This window comes from Acinetobacter sp. MYb10, assembly GCF_002980175.2.
Taxonomy (GTDB): Bacteria; Pseudomonadota; Gammaproteobacteria; order Pseudomonadales; family Moraxellaceae; genus Acinetobacter; species Acinetobacter guillouiae.
In genome coordinates this window covers 3,936,350-3,961,611 of the sequence record NZ_CP058272.1, presented here as the reverse complement: position 1 = coordinate 3,961,611, position 25,262 = coordinate 3,936,350, and the positions used below count along the sequence as shown (strand labels likewise).

Sequence of the window (25,262 nt, the reverse complement as noted above, 5' to 3'; positions counted from 1 at the left end):
CATCATTGTTTTATTGACTGGAATTGGATAAATCATGATTCAAGGGAGGATGATCCACGTGAATCACATCTGAGCCTTGCAGGGAAAGCCCGTTCTTGTTGTGCGTATTCTGGGCAGCAGAATAATTATCCCAAATAATACGCGGGTCAAAACTCAGTGATGCAAACATGGTTAAAACCACCACTGCACCAAAAGCAACCGCGCCCGGCCCAGCGAGAATAGTTGCCAGTGATTGAATCTGAATCAAAGCAGTCAATAAAGCCACCACAAAAACATCTATCATCGACCATCGACCGATAAACTCAACAATCCGATAAAGCATTGAGCAATGCTCAGGTGAAAAGTGCAATCGTTTAGAAGACTGCATTTTTACTGCAATCAACAGAAAACACAGAATTAAAAGTTTTAACATGGGAATAAAAATACTGGCCATAAAAATAACAGCAGAAACCAAATAATCCCCATTCTGCCAAAAATAGATCACACCACTCATGATCGTATCTTGCTGACTGCCTAACAAAGAATCTGTGACAGTCATCGGAAGTACATTGGCTGGAATATATAAAATACTCGCAGCAATCACCAAAGCAAGGGTTCTGTCTAAGCTCTTTGGTTTACGTTGATGCAGCACACTATGACATTTCAAGCAATGTGAAGTGTGTTTTGTTTCAGCCTCTGGAACCTGTTTATTGAGCGTTCCACAGCAATGACAAAGCACCAAAGACAAATCTTTGGCTCTTGGATATTGTTGCGAATTTTTATTGTCTGTATTCGCTGAGTATTTTGAAAAATTAGCCTGAGACTGTTCAGTTTTCATGAGAGTCTCCTGTCGATCTCATCCCAAAGATCTTTGACTTTTACTGAGGCAATATAAACCAGCAATACACTCAGTATGGAGAATCCCCATAATGCAACGCCTGGAATCACCACAACCATACCGACCAGTTTAACCAAGGTGACCAATACCCCAATCAAAAATACCTCAACCATTCCCCATGTTCTAAATAAAAACAAGGTACGGAATGCTGCAACTAAATAACGAGGCCGAACTTTAAAAAAATGAACTGATGAAAGGACATAGAACAGCAGCAATAAATCCAATAGAGGCACCACGAAAGTCGTGATAAGAATCAACACGCCTACGGGCCCTTGCCCTGCATGAAACATTGCCCATGCAGCACCCAGTAATGTTGTCTGGGAATCATTCCCCTGCAATTCCACCTTAACAATCGGGAAACTATTGGCAATCACAAATACGATCAGCGCTGTTGTTACCATTGCCAGTAAGACACTAAATGGTTTGCTTTGCCGATAAAGCTCAGCCCCACAACAGAGACAATAAGCACGCTCACCTTGGGTCAGCTGAATTCGATGATAGAGCGTGTCACATTCCTCACAGGCAACCAGTGTTTGCGGTGCAATATCACCATTTTGAATCAATGCTTGCTGATTCAAGGACACAGAAACTGGCGGACAGGAGGACGGCTCACGCATAGAACATCAACACCATTTTATAAATTCTTTTTAGACCGAAGCTCATCTTGCTATATTTTACTGAGATGTATACAGATGAGTTGTGATATTTTTTGATGATATCCTGTTGGTTTTATATAAACAATTGATCTGGCGAAATCTAGTCTAACAATTGACCATGCATTTTATCTATTTGCAATAGCAAGCGCCAATTTTGACATGATTAAATACACAGTCGTTGCACCAAAAAATCGATAAAGACACGAGTTTTTGCAGGCAAGGTTCCCGTATTCGGATAGAGCAATTGGACATTTTGCACAGGTAAATCAAAATCAGCTAACACCCGAGTTAAACGATTTTGCTGAATATCTTCATCGACCAACCAAGCTGGCGATATCGCAACACCCAATGAAGCAAGTGTCATCTGATGTATCGCTTCTGCTGAATTAGATTCATACTGACTTCTAACAAAAGGCAATGTATGTTTTTCACCTTGATCATTTTGTAAAACATATTGCGCATCCTGCCAATTCAATAAGCGATGACCAATCCAAGGAACATGTGCTAAATCAGCAATACTATTGATTGGATAACGTTTTAAAAATTCAGGGCTGGCAACCAAATAAATCGGATATTCAGCAATTTTTCGTGTCCGCATCGATGAGTCTTTTAAGTTTCCCAACCGAATGACCAAATCTAATTTTTCAGTGACTAAATCATCTAAGGAAGAATTAAATGAATATTGTAGCTGTAATTGAGGATATTGGCGGCAAAACTCACCCAGCAAAGGTAAGATGAATTTCCGTCCAAATTCATTGGTCGATGAAAAACGCAATATCCCTGTGATACTTGTGGCTAAGTTTTGACTGCGCTCAAAAGCTTCTTCGATTTGCAATTGAATGTGTTTGAAATCCTCATAAAAGCTTTTGCCTATTTCAGTCAGTGCGATATTACGCGTATTACGAATCAGCAAACTCACATTTAAATGCTGTTCTAAATGCTTGATATCAATACTCACCATCGATCGACTTAACCCCAAAATCTCCGCTGCCTTGGTAAATGATCCTGAATCAACCACTTGCAAAAAACTTATAATCTGTTTTAGGTTTTTTTGCATAATCACACTGATTGTTTGAAATTATTAAACAATGATTTTACTTCGCATGCATCGACAATAAAAGGCCTGAATCGTACCCTCCTGCATCTTGGAGGTCGCTATGTCATATCGCTATAAAATAGCAACAGTGTTTTTACTTGGGTTCTTTATTGATTGCATCAATATTTTCATGTCTGCAATTGCCTTACCCGATATAGCAACAGCTTTCTCAGTCAGCCCATCGATGGTTGCATGGGTAAGCAATGCTTATATTTTGGGTTTGGTTTTAATCATGCCCATGAGCTTATGGTTAGCAAGCGTATTGGGTGATCGGAAATTGCTGTGTTATTCAATGCTGCTTTTTTCCGTCAGCGTTTGGTTGATTGGCATGAGTGAATCAATCCATAGTTTAATTTTTTGGAGATTTGTTCAGGGTGTGGCTGGCGGATTATTAATCCCTGTCGGTCAAGCATTGGTATTTGCACTGTTTCCAAACCATGAACGGCAACGTATCTCCACAATGATTATGGCAATTGCATTAATTGCACCAGCCTTTTCACCAACGATTGGCGGCATGATTATTGATGCTTTATCTTGGCGTTGGGTGTTTTTCGCCAATATCCCCTTTACCGTGATCACTGCTTTTTTAGCATGGCGATGGATCAAAGAAAATAAAGCTAAAACGTCCGGGAAACCTGACTTTTTAGGACTGTTTATGGTCAATGTCAGCCTATTGTGTTTGTTACTCTCTTTCTCATTATTTAACGATTACCATAGTGTTTTACTCGCGATCAGTAGCTTTCTACTTTCCATCACAATGCTTCTGATTTATCTCAAATACGCGAAAGGATCTGCTCATCCGATTCTTAATTTGCAATTGTTAAAAAATTATAATTTACGCAATGCATTTATCGTTTATTACGCAGTACCCGGTATTTTTACTGGTGTGAATTTACTAAATATCTTTAATTTACAACGTAACCTTGGGTTTAATGCAAAACAGACTGGCTTATTTATGCTGCTCTATGCAGTAGGTGCATTGGTATCGATGACCAGTGGTGGGCTTCTCTATCGTCATCTCGGTAAAAAGCAGCTTTTTATAATCGGTATTACGCTACATAGTTTAGGAATTTCACTGCTGTTCTGGGTTTCAAATGCCAATGATTTAAGTACCTTAATTGTTGCTTATCTACTGATGGGAATGGGTGGTGGTCTAAGTGCCAATACTGCCCAAATCAGTGCCCTCATCGATTTTAACGGCCAAGACCTATTACAAGGCAGTGTGCTGTGGAACATTAATCGACAAGTCGCTTTTAGTTTAGGTACAGTTGTCCTTATTTCAATTTTTAGTCTGTTGCCTGCTGCAAATGATTTAATACGTTATCAGCAAACTTTTATGATTGCAGCTCTGCTGTGTCTCTTATCATTAATTTCCATTTTTAAGGAGAAAACCCATGTCTAATCCTATGGACAATGCATTACAACATGTCATCGATTTACATATTTTGATTGAAAATGTATTTACTGGTCAAAATGCAAAAGAAAGCCTAAATCAACTCTTAGCCAGTTTTGATCCAAATTTTAAAATGATTACGACGCAAGGCAATGTCATTGGTTTACCCGAAATAAATGCCTTGTTTAGTCAAAATATAGGTAATAAACCTGCGTTAAAAATTAAAATCTTAAATACGCGTGCTTTATTTGAAGCAGACAACCACTGCTGGATTCAATATCAAGAACATCAACAAAGCCATGAACCTGATACATTACGGATATCGACGGCTTGTATCAAAGTTGAATCAGGTCAATATTATTGGGTTTATCTACATGAAACATTGGTCAATTTAGCCTAATCGAGTTAGATACTACATGCTCTAAAGACTGCTAATAAAATTCAGCAGTCTTATATTATTCATCGATCTACCTAGCTGAATTAAGTGCAAGGTAAGTGGCTTTATCTTATAGTGATGTAAAGTCCCAATTATCCTCAGCATAAGAGAATAAAATAATGGAAAAAAATAGACACAATAAGCATTGGAAAAATCAACAAATACGACCTGATAAGTTTTAACCTTAAATAAAAAAATCCCATGAATTAAAATGAGCTCATCACATTCATTGAGAAATCCACCAATAAACCCAGCTTCATATATTATTATATTGTGGAAAGTTTAAAATCGTTGGATTTATAAAGACCAAAAATGAATGCATTAGAACTGATAAAATTTCTGGGTCATAGCAGTGTCTATGCAGAATTTAACGACTTCTTGACTCAGCATGATGTAAACAACCGACCAAAAATCAGTCGCGCATTGGACACCATTATTGCAATCCAAGGACAAGGGCTTTCGATGTCTTTTGATATTGATGCCGAGGCAAGCGGAATCACACCCAAAAGTGAGGGAACATTTATATTTAGCCAACTTGAAATACGACTATTTGGCGATGAAAAGAAAAACGGCCTTTATTCTGGCCCAATCCCCTATGAGCTCAAAGCAAATGACAGTAGAGAAGCTATTGTAAAGAAGCTTGGCACACCAAAACGTAGAATGCCTGAAATTGATAATTACTATATAGATGGCGTTGTTTGGACAGTCGCTTTTGACGGAGATCATTTGGAGTTCTTGCAGCTGGGCATCCCCAGCAATGGGAAGCGAAAATATGGACTATGCCCTTAATCACATTGCACTTAATCCATACTCTAATTTTATAACAAATAGATCTTCTCGCATTTCCTTAATGTTCATTGATTTATTTGATGATGGTTTATTAAAAATTCTTTTCATCACAATTTACTTAAACCCATGCTCTTCACCATTAGACTAAATTAAAAAACGGTTCTTTAAATATCAAAGAACCATTTAGTAATACAGAACCCTTAGAACTTAAAGCTCTAATCTATATTTAAACGAGTTTCATTGGCTGAGTGAAAGACCATATTGGTTGGCATATCATTTCGGTAATGAGAAAAACGTGCTCGCATGCCTAAGCCTTTTAACTTCCCTTCTGGGATTTTATAAGCTAAATCCAGCTCCATCGATTCTTCTTTAAATCGTTTATCGCCATAACTAAGTAAATCAATATCTTGCCCTTTGGCATAGCGAGTCATAAAACGCAATCCATTGAGAGAAATATCAGCTAATTTTACATTTTTAAAATCATATTCATAACGCAGTGAATAGACTTTCTCGTCTTTATTGGAATAATCCGAGCTCATAAAATCAAGCACCACTGGACTTTCTGTTCCCGACAAAAATGGTAAGCCTGTCGAACCAAAGGCCTGCATATAACCCAAAGACAGGGTATGGTTTTGATAATTTAAGCCAAATAATCCACTTAAATGCTGATTATCTACATCACCAATTTTCTGCCTACCTGCCTCCTGACTATTGAAAAATCGTACATCGCTTAAAAAAGTTAACTGTTCATTTAAAGGCTGTTTACCATTGAAACCTAAAAATTGCTGTTGGTAGATATCGTGCAGTTCAGCCTGATAAGCACGGATTCGATATGCATCATTGAGTTGATAAGCGCCACCAAAACTATAGAAGTAATCTGTTGTTGCGGCTCGATCAAAACGGCGATTGATATTGTCCATACCGACATCACTATAATGAATCGAATCACGCTGTCGCACTTGGTCTACATAAAAACCTTCCAATTGTAACTTTGGAATTTCATTGGAAACAAACCGAGCACCTCGATAAGTTTGAGGGAACAAACGCGCAGGTGAAGAAAAAATCGTGGGCAATCGTGGAACCAAATCCCCCACAAAAAGCTCATTTTTCTTAAATTTTGCTTTGGCAGTCAGCCCTATTTTCCCATAATAATCATCTCGTGAATTATCTGCATTTACAGGTAATAAGTTACTCCGTGCATAGTCATCGGCTCGATCTCCAATTAAGTTAAATCCAGCCATTGCCAATACATCAACACCCAAACCAACTGTTCCATCGGTATAGCCCGATTGACCATTAAAGATAATACCTTGTGCCCAATCGCGCGCAGCAGTATAAGGGTATGGATCTTGTTTATAGTCTCGGTCAAAGTAAAAATTTCTAAGCGTTAGCTCTGCACTGCTGTCTGTCACTAAATCGGCATGCGCCAGAGCACTAAATAATGGGCAAAAGTATACCCACACCCACAAGGATGTTTTTTTCATTTTTTTATCTCAACTATTTAATTTTTAGAGGATTAAGTTGTTGTTTTAAGCGTATAGACTGCTTCATTTTTATGTCGATAAAATGCATTACCTAACATTAAAATAAGTACAATTGCCAAAATAAATACCACTCCGTAATATGCATAAAGCGTGGCTGGCGCTAAACCTTTATCTAAAAAAACGCCTGCTATAGTTGGTGATAAAATGGCACCAATACGTCCAAAACCGATGGCATAGCCTACGCCACGGCTACGAATATCGGCGTCGTAAATTGTAGGTGAAATAGAATATAAACCAGCAATACAGCCATTAATCAGCGTTCCAAGTAATAGGCCAACAATCAATGCCACGCTCACTTGGGCCGAGACAGCCACGAATAAAAACACACATGCGGCAGTTAGTCCTAAAAATAGACTTAAGGCATAGAAGATTTTGATACGGGATGCTAGCAAACCAATAATTGCTGCACCAAAGATCCCGCCAATACTAATTAAAATACCTGTGGTAACCCCTTGTTCAGCCGACATTCCCATTGAAATTAAAATTTTCGGTGTCCAACTCATTACAAAATAGAAGCCAAACATTACGAGAAAGAAAGCAGCCCATAGACACAATGTTTGAAAACCCTGCTGCCCACCAAATAATTTGGCAAAATCTCCGCCACCTTTTTCATCACTTTTTGCATAATCAGGTAAGGCATCTAGATGAGTTAAGCCCATACGCTGTAATACTGAGTTCATTCGCCCTAACGCTTGTTGTGGTCTTTTTGCCAACAAATAATCTAAGGACTCAGGCAATAACCATATACTCACCAACAGCATTGCACTAGTTGTGATCCCACCTGCAAGGAAAATCGAGCGCCAGCCTAAATGTTCAATCAGTGTCAGTGACAATATCCCACCAAGTGTGGCACCAATCCCATATCCTGTAGACATTAAACTTACCGCAAAACTTCTCCAGCGCGTATTAGCATACTCACTGGCCAAAACATTGCTACTGGCAAGAATACCGCCAACCCCAATCCCTGTGACAAAACGAAGGACTGCCAACATGCTATGACTATTGACAAAAGCACATGCCAGCATGCTGATTCCAGCGATCACCAAACAAATTAAGATCAGTAAACGGCGACCCATTTTATCGGCAAGTGGTGCCAGAAAAATCGAACCAGCAGCCATACCAAATAGACCAGCACTTAATAACAAACCGATTTGAGCACCAGAAAGCGACCAATCCGCTGAAACTGAAGGTGCGGTAAATGCCATAACCATGACATCAAAACCATCAATAATATTGAGGAAAACACAAATCAAAATCACAAACCATTGATAGCGGCTCATCTTATTTTGACTTATCTCACCAAGCACATCTCTTTCCATTTGTGTATCTCCCAATCTGGATAGGATATACACACGACATTACTGAACTGCGTCGTTGGGTGGTTATGCATATCCGTATCCATAATTACCTAGAGGAATAATTTAATTTTTAAAACTCGTTTTTGAACAAGAATATTTTTTTGGAGCGTCCTGCTCTATTTCATCTTGATTAATTGGATCCAAAAAATCAATAGCATTATTAAAAAATATTTTCAAAATTAGATTAAAACCTATAAAACATATGATTTACCTCAATATATTTAAATTAAAAGAATGAAAAACGAATATACATATTTGAAAATTACACTAAAATGGATCCATTTAGTTCATTTAACCTCTTCTAAGTAAGTGACCTTATTGAGGATATTAAAAAAGTCCACCCCCTTATTTTTAAATATTTCAGTTTTCGCAACGTGATAGGTATTCAACAAAAATACGAATTGGATCCAAAAATATAAATAAAAGCACAAACAACCACATAAATCTCGTAGAGATATTTTTTAAATAAAAACAGTAAAATATCGATAAACACAAAACAAATAAGCCTAAATCAAAGAATTTAATGATCAAAAATGATCATTTTATGGATTGACCGTTTACTTGTGTTGATATAAATTGGATCCAATAAGTGATAAGGAGTCATCACAAATGTTTATAAAAAATGCATGGTATGTTGCTTGCTATCCTGAAGATATCCAAGACAAGCCGCTTGGTCGCACCATCTGTGGTGAAAAAATTGTTTTCTATCGCGGCAAAGAAAATAAAGTCGCTGCTGTTGAAGATTTTTGTCCACATCGTGGCGCCCCTTTATCATTAGGCTATGTTGAAGATGGTAATTTAGTTTGTGGTTATCATGGTTTAGTCATGGGATGCGAGGGAAAAACCATTTCTATGCCAGCTCAACGCGTAAACGGTTTCCCCTGCAATAAAGCCTATGCTGCTGTAGAAAAGTTTGGTTTTATTTGGGTTTGGCCTGGTGATCAAGCTTTGGCTGATGAGTCCAAACTCCCAACACTAGAATGGGCAGAACATCCTGAGTGGAGCTATGGCGGTGGTTTATTCCATATCCATTGTGATTATCGTTTGATGGTCGACAACCTTATGGATTTGACCCATGAAACCTATGTTCATTCGAGCAGTATTGGGCAAAAAGAAATTGATGAAGCCCTTCCTGTCACCAAGGTCGATGGTGATCATGTCATTACTGAACGTTATATCGAAAATGTCATCGCTCCCCCATTTTGGCAAATGGCACTTCGTTGTAATAACTTAGCAGATGATGTTGCTGTAGATCGTTGGCAACGCTGTCACTTTGTTGCTCCAAGTAATGTACACATTGAAGTGGGTGTCGCTCATGCTGGACATGGCGGATATCATGCCCCCAAAGATAAAAAAGTGTCATCGATTGTGGTTGATTTTATTAGCCCTGAAACAGAAACCTCGCATTGGTATTTTTGGGGAATGGCTCGTAATTTTCAACACGATAACCCGACCCTCACCGATCTCATCCGCGAAGGTCAAGGCAAAATTTTTACCGAAGATTTAGAAATGCTGGAACAGCAGCAACAAAATATTTTGCGAAATCCCCATCGCCAGTTACTGATGCTGAATATCGATGCTGGTGGCGTACAGTCACGTAAAGTGATTGACCGATTACTGGCACAAGAAAGTACGCTCACGCCTGAAACAACAAGACACAAGTTTCCAAATATTCGGGTGATTTAAAGGAGAATAAACATGGACGTTGTTATTGATAAAATTCATCAACTTACTCCATCAATTCGAGCCTTTGAATTGGTTTCAAGCAATGGTTCTGCCCTTCCAAGCTTTGAGGCAGGTGCACATATTGATGTACATCTCAAAAATGGCTTAACCCGCCAATACTCACTTTCTAACTGTTGTCGTGAAAAACATCGTTATGTGATTGGTGTTTTACATGATGAGCATTCCAGAGGTGGCTCTCGTTGCATGCATACCGAGTACCGTGAAGGTGATCAATTACGTATTGGCGCACCACGTAACTTATTTGAAATTCATCCTCATACCCAAAAGGCAATCTTATTTGCAGGCGGTATCGGCATTACCCCGATTCTTTCAATGGCGTATCGACTTAAATCCCAGCGGATCCCATTTGAATTGCATTATTTTGTTCGTAGTCATGAAATGATTGCTTTCTATGGAAATTTAACCGAGCACTTTGCAGGCCAGATTCATTTTCATATTCAAGATCAACCAGAAACTCAATGTGATATGTCGTCCGTCTTGGAGCAGAACGCATCCGATAGACATTTATATGTTTGTGGGCCAGCAGGTTTTATGGCATTTGTGATGGAGTCAGCTCAACACATGGGCTGGCAAGCAGAACAACTTCATCAAGAACACTTTGTCGCACAAAAGTCAGAGACATCTAACAATGCAGCGTTTACCATTGAAATCAAAGGCACTGACCGTCGAATCGAAGTACAGCCTCATCAAACAGCAACCCAAGCCTTAATTGAGAACGGTTTTGATGTCCCTGTTTCTTGTGAACAAGGTATTTGCGGAACCTGTATCACGCGTGTGCTTGCAGGAATTCCAGATCACCGTGATGTATTTATGACTGACGAAGAACATGCATTAAATAACCAGTTTACCCCCTGCTGTTCTCGAGCAAAATCTACAAGTTTGCTGATTGAATTCTAATGAAAAACAGCCCTTTGATTCGATTAAAAGAGCTGATTAGGGTCTATTGATATTTTCATTTCGGTTTTATTGAGACAACACGTTTCTTAAGGTCTCACCCAAAACCACAACACTACTATGTTCCCGCATCAATGTTTCAGCACGTCCAGCTTGTCTATGCATTAAAGCATCGTAAATTGAACAGTGCTGTAGATGAGCATAATGTAAGCGACGATATTCTGAAAGTGCTTGAGTTTGGTCATAGGTAATGGCTTGGGCCGAGGCCATGGGCAACTGATTGTTTTTGGCTAAGGCTTGGATCAGCGCAACATTTTGTGCACCTTGAATAATGGTATCGTGAAAAATCACATTAAAGTGATGATAACGTTCCAGTTCATGATCACCAAACTCAGTTTTTCCATCAAAAAGTTTTTCAGTTTCGACAATGCAATTTTGTAGTGTTTTTTTCTGTTCTTCCGTCAAACCTTGTTCTGCAATGGTTTTAGCAGCCAGTCCTTCAAGGATGCCACGCACTTCAAGTGCATCATTGATCAGTTTTTCTGAAATTTCTCGAACCGTATAACCTCGAGTCGGATTTTTAATCAATAAACCTTCTTGCTCAAGCAAACGAAATGCCATACGCACAGGCTGTCTGGACACCCCAAGCAACTCAGCCGTTGGGATCTCTGCCACTCTGGCACCGCCCTCTAGCTCCCCAGCAATAATCATTTTTCTAAGTTTAATTAAAACTTGTTGACCTGAAGACATTCACTGTCACACGCTATCAAAAATACCCTTTGATGCTAACAAGTTCATCTATAAAATGAAAACAAATTTTCGATTTGAATCTATTTGGTTTGAAGCTAATGTTTTGGTTTACGAAGTTACATTACAGGCATAAAACCTACTTAATATTAAATTCAACCTTAACTATAACTATTGATACCCTCTCAATTGATGCAGTTCTTTGATAAAAAAGCAACGCGTGTGCTTTTTTATCAAATCTTTAATATATCAATTACATAGAATAACAATTCTATTAGTCAACAGCGATGATTGTAGGCTCGCTAGAATTATAATCAATATAGTGCCATCCATTTAAAACGGTTGAACAACTATAGTCATCACCACTTAAATCATAAAATGTAAATCCCCAACCTTTTGTATTACGAAATTGTATGCGGCATTGATATATCTTACTGATACCGCCTATTACATTACCTTCAGCAATACCTAATGCTTTTGCGCAATCCGATGTATAACCTGGTTTTACATTGACTTCCCATTTCAACTCACAACGGCTTCCTTCAACTTTATCAATTTGCTTTTTATTCAATGTATTTGTCACTAGTTCTAAGCTATATCCTGCAGATTTTGGATAGCCAACCTCATAGCTTTTACCCTCATTATTTTTAAGGGAAACCACAATGTACTCTTCATTTTGATCAATACTTAAAATATTTAAATTAGTCATTTTAATTACTCTTTGAGTTATGGAGTAAATAAATTATTATTTTCCAATTGGTAAAAAAATACCCAATTCTTGGTATTTTCTCATTCCTAAGTATTTATTTTTATAAAATAATTTGTAACATCCAGAGCCATTTGTTTTTTAAATCTCAAAATTCCAGTATTTTTTATCGCATTATTTATGAACAATCACACTACTTTTTTCTAATCTTAGTATCCTTTTCTTAACTATATCTTTTCATTGTTTATCAAAAAGTTGCTTAAAATACTTTAAAAAAAAACTTTAAATAAAGCCATATCATTTTAAATTTAGCTTAATCATAAACATGAAGATCAAGCTTTTTATTTTGCGTTTAATTTGGTTAGCAACAAAAAAGTCACCTATATTTAATTAAGATTTAAAAACCTTGCTCAAAATAGGTAACTTTCTATTTTTCAAAATTAATGACTAAGCAAGTCTGAACGACTACCCTGCATCTCATTAAATGTTTTAATTTCATAAGGTAAACCCACATAGTTTTCAGCCAATGTGGTTAAACCCGCATGTGAATCTAAAATATAACTCAATTCAGCCTGCTTAATTTTATGATCAAACTCACTTTCCGTTTCAAAACGATGTAGTAAATGCGTCATCCACCATGAAAAACGTTCTGCTTTCCACACACGTTTTAAGCATTTTTCAGAATATTCCTCAATGCCTTGTTCTGAACCATTGAGAAAAAATTCAATTAAGGCATTTGACAAATAAGCGATATCAGATGCAGCTAAATTTAAACCTTTTGCTCCTGTCGGCGGAACGATATGTGCGGCATCTCCTGCTAAAAATAGTTTCCCAAATCGCATTGGTTCTGTCACAAAACTGCGTAAAGGTGCAATACTTTTTTCAATTGAAGTACCTGTAACCAAATTTTTACAACTTTCTTCATCAAGGCGATTTTTTAACTCATCCCAAAATCGTTGGTCAGACCACTCATCAACATGATCCGTCACAGGAACTTGCAAATAATATCGGCTACGGGTTTTTGAACGCATACTACATAAAGCAAAGCCACGTTCTGACTGCACATATATCAATTCATCTGAAACAGGTGGAACATCTGCAAGTACACCTAACCAACCGAATGGATAAATCTTTTCAAAAGTTTTGATTTTATCTTGTGGCACGCTTGCACGACAGACCCCATGATAGCCATCACAGCCTGCAATAAAATCACATCTAAGCTGGTACGATTGACCATTTTGCTGAAAGCTAACATACGGGTTTTGCTCAAAATCATGAATTTGCACGTTCTCTGCTTCATAGTAAGTGCATAAACCTGCCGCTTCACGTGCATGCATTAAATCTTTTGTGACTTCCGTTTGTCCGTAAACCGTAACTTGCTTACCCTGAGTTAACTCAGATAAATCCACACGATGCTTTAAGCCATTGGTTAAAATTTCAATACCATCATGCGCTAAGCCAAACTTGTTTAGATTTTCATCCACACCCGCTTGCTTCAATAAATCAACCGATACTTGTTCAAGTATCCCTGCTCGAATACGTGCAGCTACATATTCAGCACTGCGTTGCTCAATGATCACGTGCGAAATACCTGCTTTAAACAACAATTGTCCAAGCAATAGCCCTGCTGGGCCTGAACCAATAATCGCCACTTGTGTGGTTAAATTTTCCATAACATTTTCTCCATATCCTGACCATTAAATTAATTTTTTTGATCTCTTTTTGATATGGTGAAAACTGGATAATTGCCGTATAGTGGCAACAATGACCGTATATCGGCCATAAAATTATAATCGGGAATGGATGAACGATGAGATACGATTTAATTGAGAACGAAGTTTCAGGTGAAACCATTAAACAAGATGATTACATTGCTGGACTCGCCAAAGGACTAAGTTTGCTTGAAGCCTTTGGGGTTGATCGTCAAAAACTCAATTCGACTCAAATTGCAGAGCGCACAGGATTGAGCCGTACAGCGGCACGAAGATATTTACGAACTTTAAAATATTTAGGTTATTTAGAAACTGATGATCACTACTTTTGGTTAACTCACAAAGTATTACGCTTATCGAGCTCCTATTTAAGCTCTGCACATCTGCCTAAAGTTGTGCAACCTATTCTCAATCTGTTAAGCGCACAAACCAGTCTGACTTTTTCGCTGGTGGTTTTAGATGAACATGAAGTCGTTCCAATTGCCCGAAGCTACTTACCTCAACATGATAATTTACGCCTCAGCCCGTATGGGATGCATTTGGGCAATCGTTTGCCTGCACACGCAACCTCAACAGGCAAAGTTTTATTGGCAGCATTAAATTTAGAAGAACAAAAACACTGGGTAAATAAATATAGTTTGAAACGCCTCACCGCTTATACCATTCAAGATGAAGTCCAGTTTTATCAAGTATTGGCAGAGATTCAAAAACAAGATTATTGTCTATCAAAAGAACAACATGAATTAGGGGTTATTGCGATTGCAGTTCCAGTATTAAATGCACAAGGGAAAGCCGTCGCTGCATTAAACTGTATTGCACAAACACATCGTGTCACTGAAGAACAGCTGATTCAGCAAGTTTTGCCTTTACTGAGAAATACAGCCTATGAGTTAAGGAGTATGGTTTAAAACACGCTGAAAAAATTTTAATGGGAGCCAATCTTGCAGCCGACGTATCAATAGAACTCAAATATTTTTTTAGTCTGTAAATATACTTGTACAAAGCAACATAAATTTATAAAACATAAAAATCTGTATTGATTTTTACCATCAGCTTAAAAGATAATAATTATTATTCGCATATTTATAAAAATCAATTTTATGACCCAATCTATTCTTATTCAGCCAATAGCAAATCGTGTACTCGTCTCTGTGACTTTGGTCAGTTATAAAAATACAAACAGATGCTGGAAAACACCTGTTTCTGCTAAAAGCACTATCAGCCAACAATTAAACCTGAACTGAATTTAATCTCATTTTTCTGTAAATCATCAGTCCCCGTACTTGAGCAATCAATAGGTTTACTCGACTGGGTTAATCACACCACTGTTATCGAATAGGTCATTTTTCATGTTGAAGAAAACTTCTCTCTACTTGGCGCTAGGCGTGTTGATCATGCAAATCTCAATACATACTTTTGCCGATAACAGCATTCGTATTGGAGAAACACAAAATATATCTTCCGCTATTCTAAATGAAAAAAGACCAATCCAGATCTATCTCCCTGCAACATATGGCAAATATCCCAAGCAAAAATATCCTGTGATTTATCTATTAGATAGCGAAAGTAACTTTCATTATTTGACAGGAATTGTGGAAAAATTATCGAAGTCACCTTACCCCTCGATTCCTGAAATGGTCATTGTGGGCATCGTCAATACAGATCGTGCCCGAGACTTAACCCCAACCAAGCAAAAGCCTGAAATTAAACAAGGACGCGTAATTGAAGGTAAAACTGGCGGAAATGTCGCATTTTTTAAATTTTTAGAATCAGAGCTCATGCCTGATATTGAGAAAAAATATCGTACTAATGGGTTAAATATATTGATTGGTCATTCTTTTGGAGGTATTACCGCACTCAATCATATGCTCAATGGTCAACAAAATATCCAAGCCTATATTGTCCATGACCCTAGTATTTGGTGGGATGATGAGATCATGCTGAAACGTTTTAAGGAAGCGAACAATCAAGATTTTCAGCATAAAACTTTATTTTTAACCCAAGTTGGTGCCAGTGAAAATACAGACAGTTTAGACAACCATTACAAGGGTATCAAAAAGTTCAATCAATATTTAAGTCAACAGCCCTTTACTCAACTGAACTATAAATATGTCCAGTATGAGGGTGAAGATCACGGTACTGTACCAATCAAAGGTAATCTTGATGGTTTGCGTTATATTTTTGAAGGTATGCGAGTCAATATTAAAGCGATCCCAGAAAATCCCAATCTTATAAAAGAACATTATGCTCAATTAAGTCAAAACTTAGGTTTTGAGATACAACCCAGTGAGGCTTACTTAGATCGTGTTTTAGACTATTTAAAGCGTTCAAACAATCCAAAAGTGATACAACAATTTCAGGACTATATCCTTTCTATCTATCCTCAATGGCGTGTTAAAACATCATCATAAAAACGTATATGATTTAAATGTGCCGCATCGATGTGACTGCTTATTTAAAGTGTTCACATCGATGTGGTTTTATTCTCTTTACACACTGTTGTTTGAAATTGAATTTTTCTACACGCAAAAAATTCAATGCTTAAAGTATACAATTTTAAAGCCTTCAATCATCTACTCACTGATTGTTACTTTAATTCAAGAGAGGGAGGACAGAGGCCATCTTTAGGCTGTATTGGATTCCAGTAAAAGCTTCTTGCGATCTTTTCTTGGTCAAATAAAATTTTAAACTGACAGGTTGTAATAGTGTCATTGGTACGGTCTGCAGTCGTGAAATGAAACAAATAATTCCATTCCCTTGCTCTCCAGCCATCCTCATATTGAGGTCGGCCAATCAGCGCGTAAAGTTGATCTTTGGTCATTCCTGCTCTGACTTGATTCAAGTTCTGTACATTTGGGAATGTTCCCGCTTTTTTATTTAAAATGACATCATCCACCTTGTGCCATTTCGCTTGCTCGGTTTTACCCTCTTTAGAAATAATGGTTCCTGTGACACAAGCACTCAATGTTACGGCAATTAAACTCAATATTAATAAATTTTTCATATGTCGACTCTCGCATAAATTCTTGTTCTCGTTAATTTGAATCCAAAAAATGGTAAGCTAAGACACTGTTTACATGGCTAAAATGCCTTAGCTTCCCTAAACTACCATTGGATCCCAGTACCTACAGTTCCCCCAAAATCACCACGTGAGTTACCACTTCCACTCACCTTAAACACCCATCGACCATTATCTGAAATTGATGACATCCCGATCGCATACCCACTTTCTCCACGGTAAGTCCCCCCACTGATTGCCATCATACTTTTGCCTGGAATATAAGCTTGAGGTAAACCTGCTGTTGCAAGTGCTTGTGCATTCCCTGCACTGGCTCTTTTCTCTAAATCATCTATGCGACCATTGGTGTCATAAAATACTTGCTCTAAACGATCACCTAGATTGGTAATTTTATTACCTAAATCAATATCAGCCTGATTAAGCGCACCTAAAGCATCACCCACATTATGATATGAGCCGTTATTTACATTGTAGGTTGGCGGAGTGAACTGACCATTTTCATATTTTGCGCCACCGCCTAAAGATGTTGTGATGTATTGGTTTGATGTATTGAGTTGTGAACCATTAACCGCATCTTTTGAAGTACTGGATACTTCACCTGCTGCAACATTGGTGATTTTTTTATCCCCAGCATTTATTCCATTTTGATCTATTGCAACATCACCCACTTTGACTGTGTTTGCTATGACATTATCTGCAGTAACCGTATTTGCGGTAACTGTGTTAAATTTTACGTCATCCGCTGTTGCAACCTTATATTCCTTACCTCCTAGGCTATTGGTTGTTTCAGTGACCGTCATATTCTGCCCAGCAATAACTGTAGAATGTTGCCCAGCTTTTTGGTTGATTGAGCTAATCGCATCATTAATGTTGGTTGCACCTGTCCCACCGATGTTGGTAATGGTATTGCCATCTCCGCCTTGGAATGCACCATCCCCAATAATATTATGAATCTGGCTTCCATTCACCGCATCTTTACTGCTCTGAGCAATACTCCCCTCTGCAACATTGGTGACTTTATTACCCGCAGCATCAATACCATTTTTAGTCACACTTGGCCCGCCAGTAATGCTAAGACCATCATTATTGATTACGGTATTGCCTGCAGTCACACTGTCAACCTGGATATCTTTGGCTAATTCGACACTGACATTATTGGCATTGTTACTGATATTAATATTGCCATCTTTGTTACTAAAATCGACCGTATCGCCTGATTTGACTGGATTACTATTGGTTCCATTGGTGGTCAAATTCCAACCTTGGTTTGCAGTTTGAATACGATCGCTCACCGCTTTAAGCTGATCCTCTGTCGCAGCTTGACCACTGACAAAGTTATTTGGATTAAATGTTTTATTGGTCAGCCCACCAATAGTCCCTGTTGCACCATTCACAGTTACAGGGTTTGCACCGCCCACAATAATTTGTGTTGGTCCCATTTGGGTTTGATAAATACCATTGCTTAGATTGATACTGCCTGCACCAATCCAACTACTATTATTACTTGCATCACTCACCAATGTACCATCGACGGTACTGATATTCGATTTAGCGCCATCTTTCAGTTCGACTTTGCCATCGCTGATTTTGCTTTTACCAACCGTTAAGCTTCCTGCAGAAGTAAGATCAATATTTTTTGCTAACTCAACCTGTACTTTTCCAGCTGCCACCTTGGTACTGATATTACTGTCAGCACCAATCACATCAACGCTCTCACCTAATTTCTTGTTTACTGTATTGCCATCCTGAGCGGTTAAAGCAAAACCGGCATCATTCAGTCCAGTTTGGATTTCTTTAAGCTGTTCTTCTGTAGCTGCACGACCTGTGGTAGCAAAATCTTTACCTGATGTAGTCTTATTGGTTAAACCTTCTAGAGTGCCTTTATTGGCATCAAGTACAACTTGATTGACCGTATTTTTGACGCTGATCACACCAGAACTGATCACACTTTGAGTGCTACCATCTTGTACGGTCATACCATCTTTATTCAGTACAGTGGAGTCCGTTGCGGTACCCGCAGTGACGCTATCAATATTCAGGTCTTTATTTAAGCTAAAATCAATGGTTGTCGTTCCATTACTGTCATTTTTTGCACTGACATTTAAATTAGTTTCACCTGTTGCTAAACCGACATCGACCGTATCGCCTGGTTTGACTTGCGTTGTCCCCAAAATAGCATCCGTTTTGATGTTCCAGCCTTGATTGGCATTCTGAGCCACATCACTGACTTGTTTTAATTGCTCTTCAGTCGCAGCTTGTTTTTGATTGTAAATTGCATTTGGATCCCAAGTGGTATTGCTTAAACCACTCACCCGTCCTGTTGAACCATTCACGCTAACAGGATTTGCACCACCTACAACAATTTGTGTTGGGCCAACTTGGGTTTGATAGATGCCATTACTGACATTGATATTACCTGCACCCAGCGTACTGCTATTGCTACCATCGCTGACAATTGTGCTATTTACTGTACTAATATTGGATTTGCCCGCATCTTTTAATTCAACTTTACCATCTGTAATTTTACTGGTACCGACCGTTAAACTGCCTGCAGTGCTCAGATCAATATTTTTGGCGAGCTCTATTTCAACTTTGCCACCAGTGACTTTGGTTGCAATATTGCTATCGGCACCAATAACCTCAACACTTTCGCCCAATTTTTTGTTGATGGTATTGCCGTCGCCAGCCGTTAAGCCAAAGCCCGCATCATTGAGCCCAGTTTGCATCTGTTTGAGCTGTTCTTCTGTGGCCGCGCGACCGACTGTAGCAAAGTCATTACTGGATGTAGTTGTATTGCTTAGGCCTGTAATTGTTCCTGTATTACCATTGACTGTTATTGGATTTCCACCTGTGGCAGGTCCAATCTTGACCACTGGCTCAAGCCCAAAGCTCATTCCATTATTGCCTGTGTTGGTAATTTTAATGTTGCCATCGGTTGCACTAAAATCAACATTTTCACCGAGACCAATCGTATCTTTTGCTGCAGTGTCAGCATTTGCACTAATACTAAATCCTTTATCGATGATCTGTTTAATCTGACTACCATTTACAGCATCCATAGAGCTGTCACTAATATCACCCAATGCAACATTGGTAATTTTATTGGTCCCCGCATTGATTCCTGTCACGGTCACACTTGGTGAATTCGGCACAGCACCGCCACTTGCGTTTACAAAAGTTAAGCCTTTGCTATCGATCACGGTGCCACTCGCATTTACACTATCGAGCTGAATATCTTTAGCGAGTTTAATGGTTAGTTTATTGTCGGTACTGTCTGCAACCACACCGATGTTATTGTCGGTTAAATTACTCGCAACAGATTCACCACCGACAATACTCAAGCGTTGCCCCAATCTACGATCAACATTCACACCAGCATTATCTCCAGCAAATGTAATTGGTGTTGCCAATTGATCCTCTGTTGCAGCGCGCCCAGATAAATAATTACTTGGATCAAAGGTAGTATTGGTTAATCCTGTAATCGTGCCATTTTTGCCATTAATGGCAATGTTTGCCCCACCAGGAAGTCCGCCCACATTAACGATTTCTGCAAGTTTTAGATCGACATTTGCACCAGTGTGACCAATGGCTAGATTGCCATCACTATTTGAAAAATCGACTGTATCTGTGGCTGCAATATTTGTAGTGCCTGTAGCGTCTTTGTTGGTGGTTAAATTCCAACCTTTATTGGCATTTTCAGCCACCTCATTGACTAACTTAAGCTGTTCTTCTGTTGCTGCACGCCCCATTTTGGCAAAGTCTGATTCAGTTAAAGTTTTATTGGTTAGTCCTGTCAAAGTACCTGTCGTACCACTTAACACAACATTATTGCTCGCATTTTTTAAGTTAATGGTATTGGCATTTGCGCTATTACTGCTTGCCCCAGCAGTAATCACTGTCTGAGTGGAGGTGCTGATATTACTATTATTGGTGCTGTCTTTAATTTCCACCTGCCCATCTGTAATTTTGGAAGTGCCGACGCTTAAGCTTCCTTGAGCAGTCAGGTTGACATCTTTGGCCAATTTTAATTGCAAAGTATCGGTACCATTACTTACAACCCCAAGATTGCCATCTGTAAGTACCCCAGTCGCTCCACCAGTGAGCTTTAATTGCTCACCCAATTTACGCTCTACTTTCGCGCCAGTGTCTCCAGCAAAGCTTAATGGCGTATCTGCTAAATCGGTAATGGCTTGATTGGTTTGATACAATTGACTGCCATTGATTGTATCTGTACTTGAGCTACTGATACGCCCAGCAGCAACATTGACAATGGTTCGTTCAGCCCCGACATCTCCGACACTTACACTAGAAGAAGCAGCGGGAGCTCCTGCAAAATTATAGGTTTTGCCATTAATTGTGGCTGATTTGGTTGCCACATAAGCTGCCGAAACTGAGTTATTTCCTAAAACTACAGCATTTTCATGTGATGCTGTTGCAGACTTACCCAATACAGTTGCGCCTTTCGCACTCACCGAAGCACTATTTCCGATTGCGACCGCATCCTCTTGAAGTGCATTGGTTTCCGTACCCACCGCAATTGAATTTAGAGCATTTGCATTGGATTGTTTGCCGAGTGCAATCGCATTGATTCCATTTGAAGTTGCATTATTGCCTATTGCAGTGGCATCTTTAGCACGACTTACACTGTTGACACCAAACGCTATCGCATTTTCACCCGCACTTTCTGCGTTTTGACCAATTGCCGTGGCTTTTGCTGCATAGCTTTTTGCTTGAGAGCCTATTGCCAAACCATCTTGAGAAGTACTGTTTGCATCTGAACCTATTGCAGTAGAATTCGCACCCGAAGCTTTAGCATTATCTCCATAGGCCATACTGTCTTCAGCAGTTGCTGTGGCAAAGCGTCCTAATGCAACACTCTGCGCACCATTGGCTTTAGACTGATAACCAATTGCCGTCGCATTATCTCCCTGAGACAATGCTTGGCGACCAATTGCAATCCCTTGATCTGCGGAATTAACTTCAGCATCACTCCCTACAACGACCGCATAGTTTGACTTGGTGCCGTCCGCCTCAGAACCATTCCCTATAACAATACTATCTTCGCCACGGCTTTCTGCGCTTTTCCCCATCGCAATATTATTTGTACCTGTGGCAATCGAAGAATCACCGATTGAAATTGAGGAAACCCCTACTGAACCCGCACCCGCACCAATCGCAACTGATTTTTCTCTTGCTACAATCACATTACTACCTAAAGCAACACTCCCCGCTGCAAGGGAAGATGTACTGGCACTCGGGCCAATTGCTAAAGAATTGTCGCCATTTGCCCCTGTATTGTTTTTATTATTGATATCCGTGGTATTTACTGAAAAGTATTGTGGTCCTGCTTCCGCAACAGCTGTTTTTAATTGCCCAAAATTCACCGCTGAGGACAGATCATTTTCATCGCCTTTTACGTTGCGAATAATCGTTCCATCAGTACCGACTAAATTCACAACTGATTTGTCTGAGTTATACAACACAGCATCAGGTACTACGCCACCAATTTGTCCTGTACCCAGTAAATCAAAAGCATCTTGAATTGTTGTTGGAAGCTTACTGGTATTTCCTGAAGAATCTTTAACATTGACTTGAATTAGAGGTAAAGTACCGCTACTTCCAATAGTTGCAGGATTACCTTTTGCATCCGTTGCGCCCATCACACGGATAATGTCATTTTGTAAAGCTTTAATCTGATTGACCGTCACCGCATCTTGCAATTCTGAACCATCTGCAACATTGGTAATTCGACGTTGCTCATTTTTATTCCCGACCGAAACAATGTTAAAGCCCCCCCACACCACCAGAGACATTGGTGATATAACCATTTCCAAGTGAGTTATTTTGCGCAATACTTCCTGAACCTAATGCCACATCACTTTGACCTGCTAAAGAATCCAAGCCAATTGCAACCCCTGAAGTACCCGTCACAATCGAGTCATAACCGAGTGCAACACCACCTTGAGCAACACTTGCTCGTGTTCCAACTGCAACCCCTAAACTTTCAGTAAATGTTGCCGCACCGATCGCCACTGAGCTTTGTACGGTAGCATTTCTATCTTTATTGCTGCCAAAACCAATTGAAATATTCTGATTACCCGATAAGTTTGTTCCTGCATCGCTACCTAAAGCGATATTGTAATCAGAACTTGTTGAGTTGACTGTTGAATTGCTACCCGCACCAACCCCTATAGCAATCGATTGGTTACCACTAATATTTTGTCCTGCGTTTGCTCCAACGGCGATATGCCCATTGCGGTCAAATGTACCAGAACCAATAGAACCTACTCCTGCTGCACTACCAATTGAAACACCATTAACCACACTAGATTTTGCGCCATCACCCAATGCAATTGAACTCGCACCTCCTGAAGTCGCTTGATTTCCGATTGCGACACTCGCAGTTCCACTTGCAGACACTGAATTTCCGATCGCATTGGCATTGGTCGCAGCGGATGCCGAGGTTCCTATCGCATTGGCATTGGTTCCCACGGCATTTGCACCCTGACCAATTGCATTTGAATGCGTTCCTGTTGCTATCGCAGCATCCCCAATCGCAATACTTGAAGGCCCACCTGCTAATGCAGAAGACCCCAATGCAACACTTTTATCCCCAACAGACATATTGGCGCCATTTTGCAAAGCTGTAAGGAATTGATTCACTTGCGTTGCTGAGACAGCAACCCCATTAATTTCAGTAATAGTGCTGGGATCCGTTCCCATTGCGGTGACAGGAATACCATTGATTGCAATCAGTTGCGTATTGGATACGTTATAAGTCGGGGTCAATGCTCTCGCTTGACCACCATTTCCGATAGAGGTTGAATTGGCGCCAAGTGCACCTGTTTCTTTACCAAAAGCAATAGAATAATCATTGATGGCATTGGCTGTATTTCCGACAGCAATACTATTGAGTCCTGTAGCATTTGAGAGATGACCGATAGCGATTGATAGCTCACCTTCAGATTTTGCCACAGGGCCAATAGCGAGAGAATTTAAACCATTGGCTTGTGAATCAACAAGCGATGAGTTGGTGTGGAAATATTTGATACCTTGACCACTTTGGAAAAGTAAATCATTCACTTGCCCGCCTGTCACTGCATCTGTAGATCCTGTAGCAATACTGCCGTTGGCTAAATTTGTGAGCTTATCGCCACCCAGGTCTAAACCATTTGCTGTACTGGTCAATACAGTATTATTTGCAGTATCACCAATTTTTACCGAGTTAAACTCTGGATCATCCACAGTGGAAATTGAAATATCCGTACCCGCATTGGTTACAGCAATATTTTTACCATTCACAAAATTCACGGTATCTGTAGCTTTTACGGCGCTCGACGTCCCACCATTGCTTTGTATATTCCAAGTTTGATTCTTCAGCGAATTCAAATCCGTCGCAGATGCCTTGCTATTTAATCCTGTGTTTACATCATTGACCTGATTATTCAAGCTATTGAAATCCGACTGTGACACTTTCGTCGCCAGCCCCGTGCTTGAATCATTCACTTGGTTATTTAAGCTATCAAAATCAACCTGTGATACCTTTGTGACCAACCCCGTAGAAGTATTATTAACTTGATCATCAAGAGTATTTAAATCATTTTTTGTTTGATTTAAATCAGTATTTACTGTTATTAATGAAATACCATTTGCAAACACATCTCCAGTTGCAGTTAAACTACCATTTACATTTAAACTCTCGTTAATATCTTGTGCTAAAATAGCATTTGAATTAACAATAAATAATAAAAACATCGAACCTTTCACAATTTTATTAATTTTCGATTTCTTATTACCTTTTACAATTTCAGAAACAACAACCCAGCTTCCCACTGTAGTATTCCAGACCAGTTTATACACTTTATTCATAATATATACCTACATTTATAATGAAGTTTTTAATTTATTAATTACTTTTCAAATAAAATGCACAATATATTTATATTTTTCCATACTGTTTACCAAACGATACATTTTGCTAACAACGAAAAAACAAATATACAACATCAAAAATAATAATATATTATTTTCAACAACTTAAATAAAAAATACCAACAATACAGACATCTTAAAAATACAAAAAAATTTGTTTATTTTTCTTAAATTTATTTTTTAAATAAATTAACTTTTAATAAAAAATTACCAATCAAGAAAATTTAATAAAAAACAAATAAGCGATCCAAGCACTCAATAATGGTTGGAATTTTTCTTTAGTTAAGCAAAATTTAATATTCTCTATATTTTTCATATTATTTAAATGAATAAAAAAACCATGAAATAATATATTTT

18 protein-coding genes are annotated in these 25,262 nt (G+C 38.8%); 7 read left to right on the top strand and 11 right to left on the bottom strand.

The annotated features are described in order from the left end of the window. Nucleotides 1-10: 10 nt before the first annotated feature. From CQZ96_RS18535 to CQZ96_RS18525, 3 genes are all read right to left on the bottom strand, one after another. Nucleotides 11-817: a paraquat-inducible protein A gene (locus CQZ96_RS18535; protein WP_004717708.1), complete on the bottom strand. Its 807-nt coding sequence runs from the start codon at nucleotides 815-817 to the stop codon at nucleotides 11-13. Then, a complete protein-coding gene (locus CQZ96_RS18530) occupies nucleotides 814-1,494 on the bottom strand; it encodes a paraquat-inducible protein A (RefSeq protein ID WP_004717709.1) in 681 nt (226 codons plus the stop codon). Before CQZ96_RS18530 ends, CQZ96_RS18535 begins: the two co-directional genes overlap by 4 nt. A 202-nt stretch (nucleotides 1,495-1,696) precedes the next feature. Beyond that, complete coding sequence (locus tag CQZ96_RS18525) at nucleotides 1,697-2,590, bottom strand: LysR family transcriptional regulator (protein WP_004717711.1); 894 nt, start codon at nucleotides 2,588-2,590, stop codon at nucleotides 1,697-1,699. 100 nt (nucleotides 2,591-2,690) lie between these two features. Here CQZ96_RS18525 and CQZ96_RS18520 point away from each other — a divergent pair, with 100 nt between their 5' ends. From CQZ96_RS18520 to CQZ96_RS18510, 3 genes are all read left to right on the top strand, one after another. Then, the gene (locus CQZ96_RS18520) at nucleotides 2,691-4,031 is read left to right on the top strand and encodes an MFS transporter (protein WP_105713471.1); all 1,341 of its coding nucleotides are present in this window, start codon (nucleotides 2,691-2,693) and stop codon (nucleotides 4,029-4,031) included. Further along, entirely contained in the window at nucleotides 4,024-4,422 is a 399-nt protein-coding gene (locus tag CQZ96_RS18515) for a hypothetical protein (protein WP_004717714.1), read from the top strand. Before CQZ96_RS18520 ends, CQZ96_RS18515 begins: the two co-directional genes overlap by 8 nt. A 348-nt stretch (nucleotides 4,423-4,770) precedes the next feature. Next, nucleotides 4,771-5,247, top strand: coding sequence for a hypothetical protein (locus CQZ96_RS18510; RefSeq protein WP_105713470.1), 477 nt, complete (start codon nucleotides 4,771-4,773; stop codon nucleotides 5,245-5,247). Nucleotides 5,248-5,462: 215 nt separating this feature from the next. On the opposite strand, the gene CQZ96_RS18505 is transcribed toward CQZ96_RS18510, so the two are convergent. Together CQZ96_RS18505 and CQZ96_RS18500 are read right to left on the bottom strand one after the other, a co-directional pair. Then, the gene (locus CQZ96_RS18505; protein ID WP_105713469.1) at nucleotides 5,463-6,731 is read right to left on the bottom strand and encodes an OprD family outer membrane porin; all 1,269 of its coding nucleotides are present in this window, start codon (nucleotides 6,729-6,731) and stop codon (nucleotides 5,463-5,465) included. Between the two features lie 32 nt (nucleotides 6,732-6,763). Then, on the bottom strand, nucleotides 6,764-8,110 hold the full coding sequence (locus CQZ96_RS18500) for an MFS transporter (RefSeq protein WP_105713468.1): 1,347 nt from the start codon (nucleotides 8,108-8,110) through the stop codon (nucleotides 6,764-6,766). A 648-nt stretch (nucleotides 8,111-8,758) separates the two neighbouring features. Here CQZ96_RS18500 and CQZ96_RS18495 point away from each other — a divergent pair. Both CQZ96_RS18495 and CQZ96_RS18490 read left to right on the top strand, forming a co-directional pair. Then, nucleotides 8,759-9,835, top strand: coding sequence for an aromatic ring-hydroxylating oxygenase subunit alpha (locus tag CQZ96_RS18495; RefSeq protein ID WP_105713467.1), 1,077 nt, complete (start codon nucleotides 8,759-8,761; stop codon nucleotides 9,833-9,835). 12 nt (nucleotides 9,836-9,847) lie between these two features. Continuing rightward, nucleotides 9,848-10,792 carry a PDR/VanB family oxidoreductase gene (locus CQZ96_RS18490; protein ID WP_105713466.1) on the top strand — a complete coding sequence of 315 codons (945 nt, stop codon included), beginning with the start codon at nucleotides 9,848-9,850 and terminating at the stop codon, nucleotides 10,790-10,792. Nucleotides 10,793-10,858: 66 nt separating this feature from the next. On the opposite strand, the gene CQZ96_RS18485 is transcribed toward CQZ96_RS18490, so the two are convergent. From CQZ96_RS18485 to pobA, 3 genes are all read right to left on the bottom strand, one after another. Beyond that, a complete protein-coding gene (locus CQZ96_RS18485; RefSeq protein WP_004717728.1) occupies nucleotides 10,859-11,539 on the bottom strand; it encodes a GntR family transcriptional regulator in 681 nt (226 codons plus the stop codon). A 271-nt stretch (nucleotides 11,540-11,810) separates the two neighbouring features. After that, nucleotides 11,811-12,245, bottom strand: a complete 435-nt coding sequence (locus tag CQZ96_RS18480; RefSeq protein ID WP_105713465.1) for a hypothetical protein — start codon at nucleotides 12,243-12,245, stop codon at nucleotides 11,811-11,813. A 437-nt stretch (nucleotides 12,246-12,682) separates the two neighbouring features. Then, nucleotides 12,683-13,915 carry a 4-hydroxybenzoate 3-monooxygenase gene (gene pobA / locus CQZ96_RS18475; RefSeq protein ID WP_105713464.1) on the bottom strand — a complete coding sequence of 411 codons (1,233 nt, stop codon included), beginning with the start codon at nucleotides 13,913-13,915 and terminating at the stop codon, nucleotides 12,683-12,685. A gap of 137 nt (nucleotides 13,916-14,052) precedes the next feature. On the opposite strand from pobA, the gene CQZ96_RS18470 reads away from it, so the two are divergent. Then, the gene (locus tag CQZ96_RS18470; protein ID WP_056513343.1) at nucleotides 14,053-14,862 is read left to right on the top strand and encodes an IclR family transcriptional regulator domain-containing protein; all 810 of its coding nucleotides are present in this window, start codon (nucleotides 14,053-14,055) and stop codon (nucleotides 14,860-14,862) included. Between the two features lie 441 nt (nucleotides 14,863-15,303). Further along, on the top strand, nucleotides 15,304-16,365 hold the full coding sequence (locus CQZ96_RS18465; RefSeq protein ID WP_105713463.1) for an alpha/beta hydrolase: 1,062 nt from the start codon (nucleotides 15,304-15,306) through the stop codon (nucleotides 16,363-16,365). A 176-nt stretch (nucleotides 16,366-16,541) separates the two neighbouring features. On the opposite strand, the gene CQZ96_RS18460 is transcribed toward CQZ96_RS18465, so the two are convergent. The 3 genes from CQZ96_RS18460 to CQZ96_RS21730 all read right to left on the bottom strand — a co-directional run bounded on the left by CQZ96_RS18460 (nucleotide 16,542) and on the right by CQZ96_RS21730 (nucleotide 24,842). Next, entirely contained in the window at nucleotides 16,542-16,958 is a 417-nt protein-coding gene (locus CQZ96_RS18460) for an outer membrane protein assembly factor BamE (protein WP_105713462.1), read from the bottom strand. A 101-nt stretch (nucleotides 16,959-17,059) separates the two neighbouring features. Beyond that, nucleotides 17,060-22,786 (bottom strand): YadA-like family protein, encoded by a 5,727-nt coding sequence (locus tag CQZ96_RS21735; RefSeq protein WP_228722735.1) that lies wholly within the window; start codon nucleotides 22,784-22,786, stop codon nucleotides 17,060-17,062. Next, the gene (locus CQZ96_RS21730; RefSeq protein WP_228722734.1) at nucleotides 22,758-24,842 is read right to left on the bottom strand and encodes an ESPR-type extended signal peptide-containing protein; all 2,085 of its coding nucleotides are present in this window, start codon (nucleotides 24,840-24,842) and stop codon (nucleotides 22,758-22,760) included. The genes CQZ96_RS21735 and CQZ96_RS21730 overlap by 29 nt, the downstream gene beginning before the upstream one ends. Between the last annotated feature and the right edge of the window lie 420 nt (nucleotides 24,843-25,262).

Bases quoted from the DNA above. Each gene is read 5' to 3' on its own strand.
- CQZ96_RS21735 (WP_228722735.1), bottom strand. From the start codon at position 22,786: ATGTCTCTGGTGGTGTGGGGGGGCTTTAACATTGTTTCGGTCGGGAAT.
- CQZ96_RS18470 (WP_056513343.1), top strand. From the start codon at position 14,053: ATGAGATACGATTTAATTGAGAACGAAGTTTCAGGTGAAACCATTAAA.
- CQZ96_RS18515 (WP_004717714.1), top strand. From the start codon at position 4,024: ATGTCTAATCCTATGGACAATGCATTACAACATGTCATCGATTTACAT.
- CQZ96_RS18500 (WP_105713468.1), bottom strand. From the start codon at position 8,110: ATGGAAAGAGATGTGCTTGGTGAGATAAGTCAAAATAAGATGAGCCGC.
- CQZ96_RS18535 (WP_004717708.1), bottom strand. From the start codon at position 817: ATGAAAACTGAACAGTCTCAGGCTAATTTTTCAAAATACTCAGCGAAT.
- CQZ96_RS18480 (WP_105713465.1), bottom strand. From the start codon at position 12,245: ATGACTAATTTAAATATTTTAAGTATTGATCAAAATGAAGAGTACATT.
- CQZ96_RS18520 (WP_105713471.1), top strand. From the start codon at position 2,691: ATGTCATATCGCTATAAAATAGCAACAGTGTTTTTACTTGGGTTCTTT.
- pobA (WP_105713464.1), bottom strand. From the start codon at position 13,915: ATGGAAAATTTAACCACACAAGTGGCGATTATTGGTTCAGGCCCAGCA.
- CQZ96_RS18510 (WP_105713470.1), top strand. From the start codon at position 4,771: ATGAATGCATTAGAACTGATAAAATTTCTGGGTCATAGCAGTGTCTAT.
- CQZ96_RS18495 (WP_105713467.1), top strand. From the start codon at position 8,759: ATGTTTATAAAAAATGCATGGTATGTTGCTTGCTATCCTGAAGATATC.
- CQZ96_RS18465 (WP_105713463.1), top strand. From the start codon at position 15,304: ATGTTGAAGAAAACTTCTCTCTACTTGGCGCTAGGCGTGTTGATCATG.
- CQZ96_RS18485 (WP_004717728.1), bottom strand. From the start codon at position 11,539: ATGTCTTCAGGTCAACAAGTTTTAATTAAACTTAGAAAAATGATTATT.
- CQZ96_RS18460 (WP_105713462.1), bottom strand. From the start codon at position 16,958: ATGAAAAATTTATTAATATTGAGTTTAATTGCCGTAACATTGAGTGCT.
- CQZ96_RS21730 (WP_228722734.1), bottom strand. From the start codon at position 24,842: ATGAATAAAGTGTATAAACTGGTCTGGAATACTACAGTGGGAAGCTGG.
- CQZ96_RS18530 (WP_004717709.1), bottom strand. From the start codon at position 1,494: ATGCGTGAGCCGTCCTCCTGTCCGCCAGTTTCTGTGTCCTTGAATCAG.
- CQZ96_RS18490 (WP_105713466.1), top strand. From the start codon at position 9,848: ATGGACGTTGTTATTGATAAAATTCATCAACTTACTCCATCAATTCGA.
- CQZ96_RS18505 (WP_105713469.1), bottom strand. From the start codon at position 6,731: ATGAAAAAAACATCCTTGTGGGTGTGGGTATACTTTTGCCCATTATTT.
- CQZ96_RS18525 (WP_004717711.1), bottom strand. From the start codon at position 2,590: ATGCAAAAAAACCTAAAACAGATTATAAGTTTTTTGCAAGTGGTTGAT.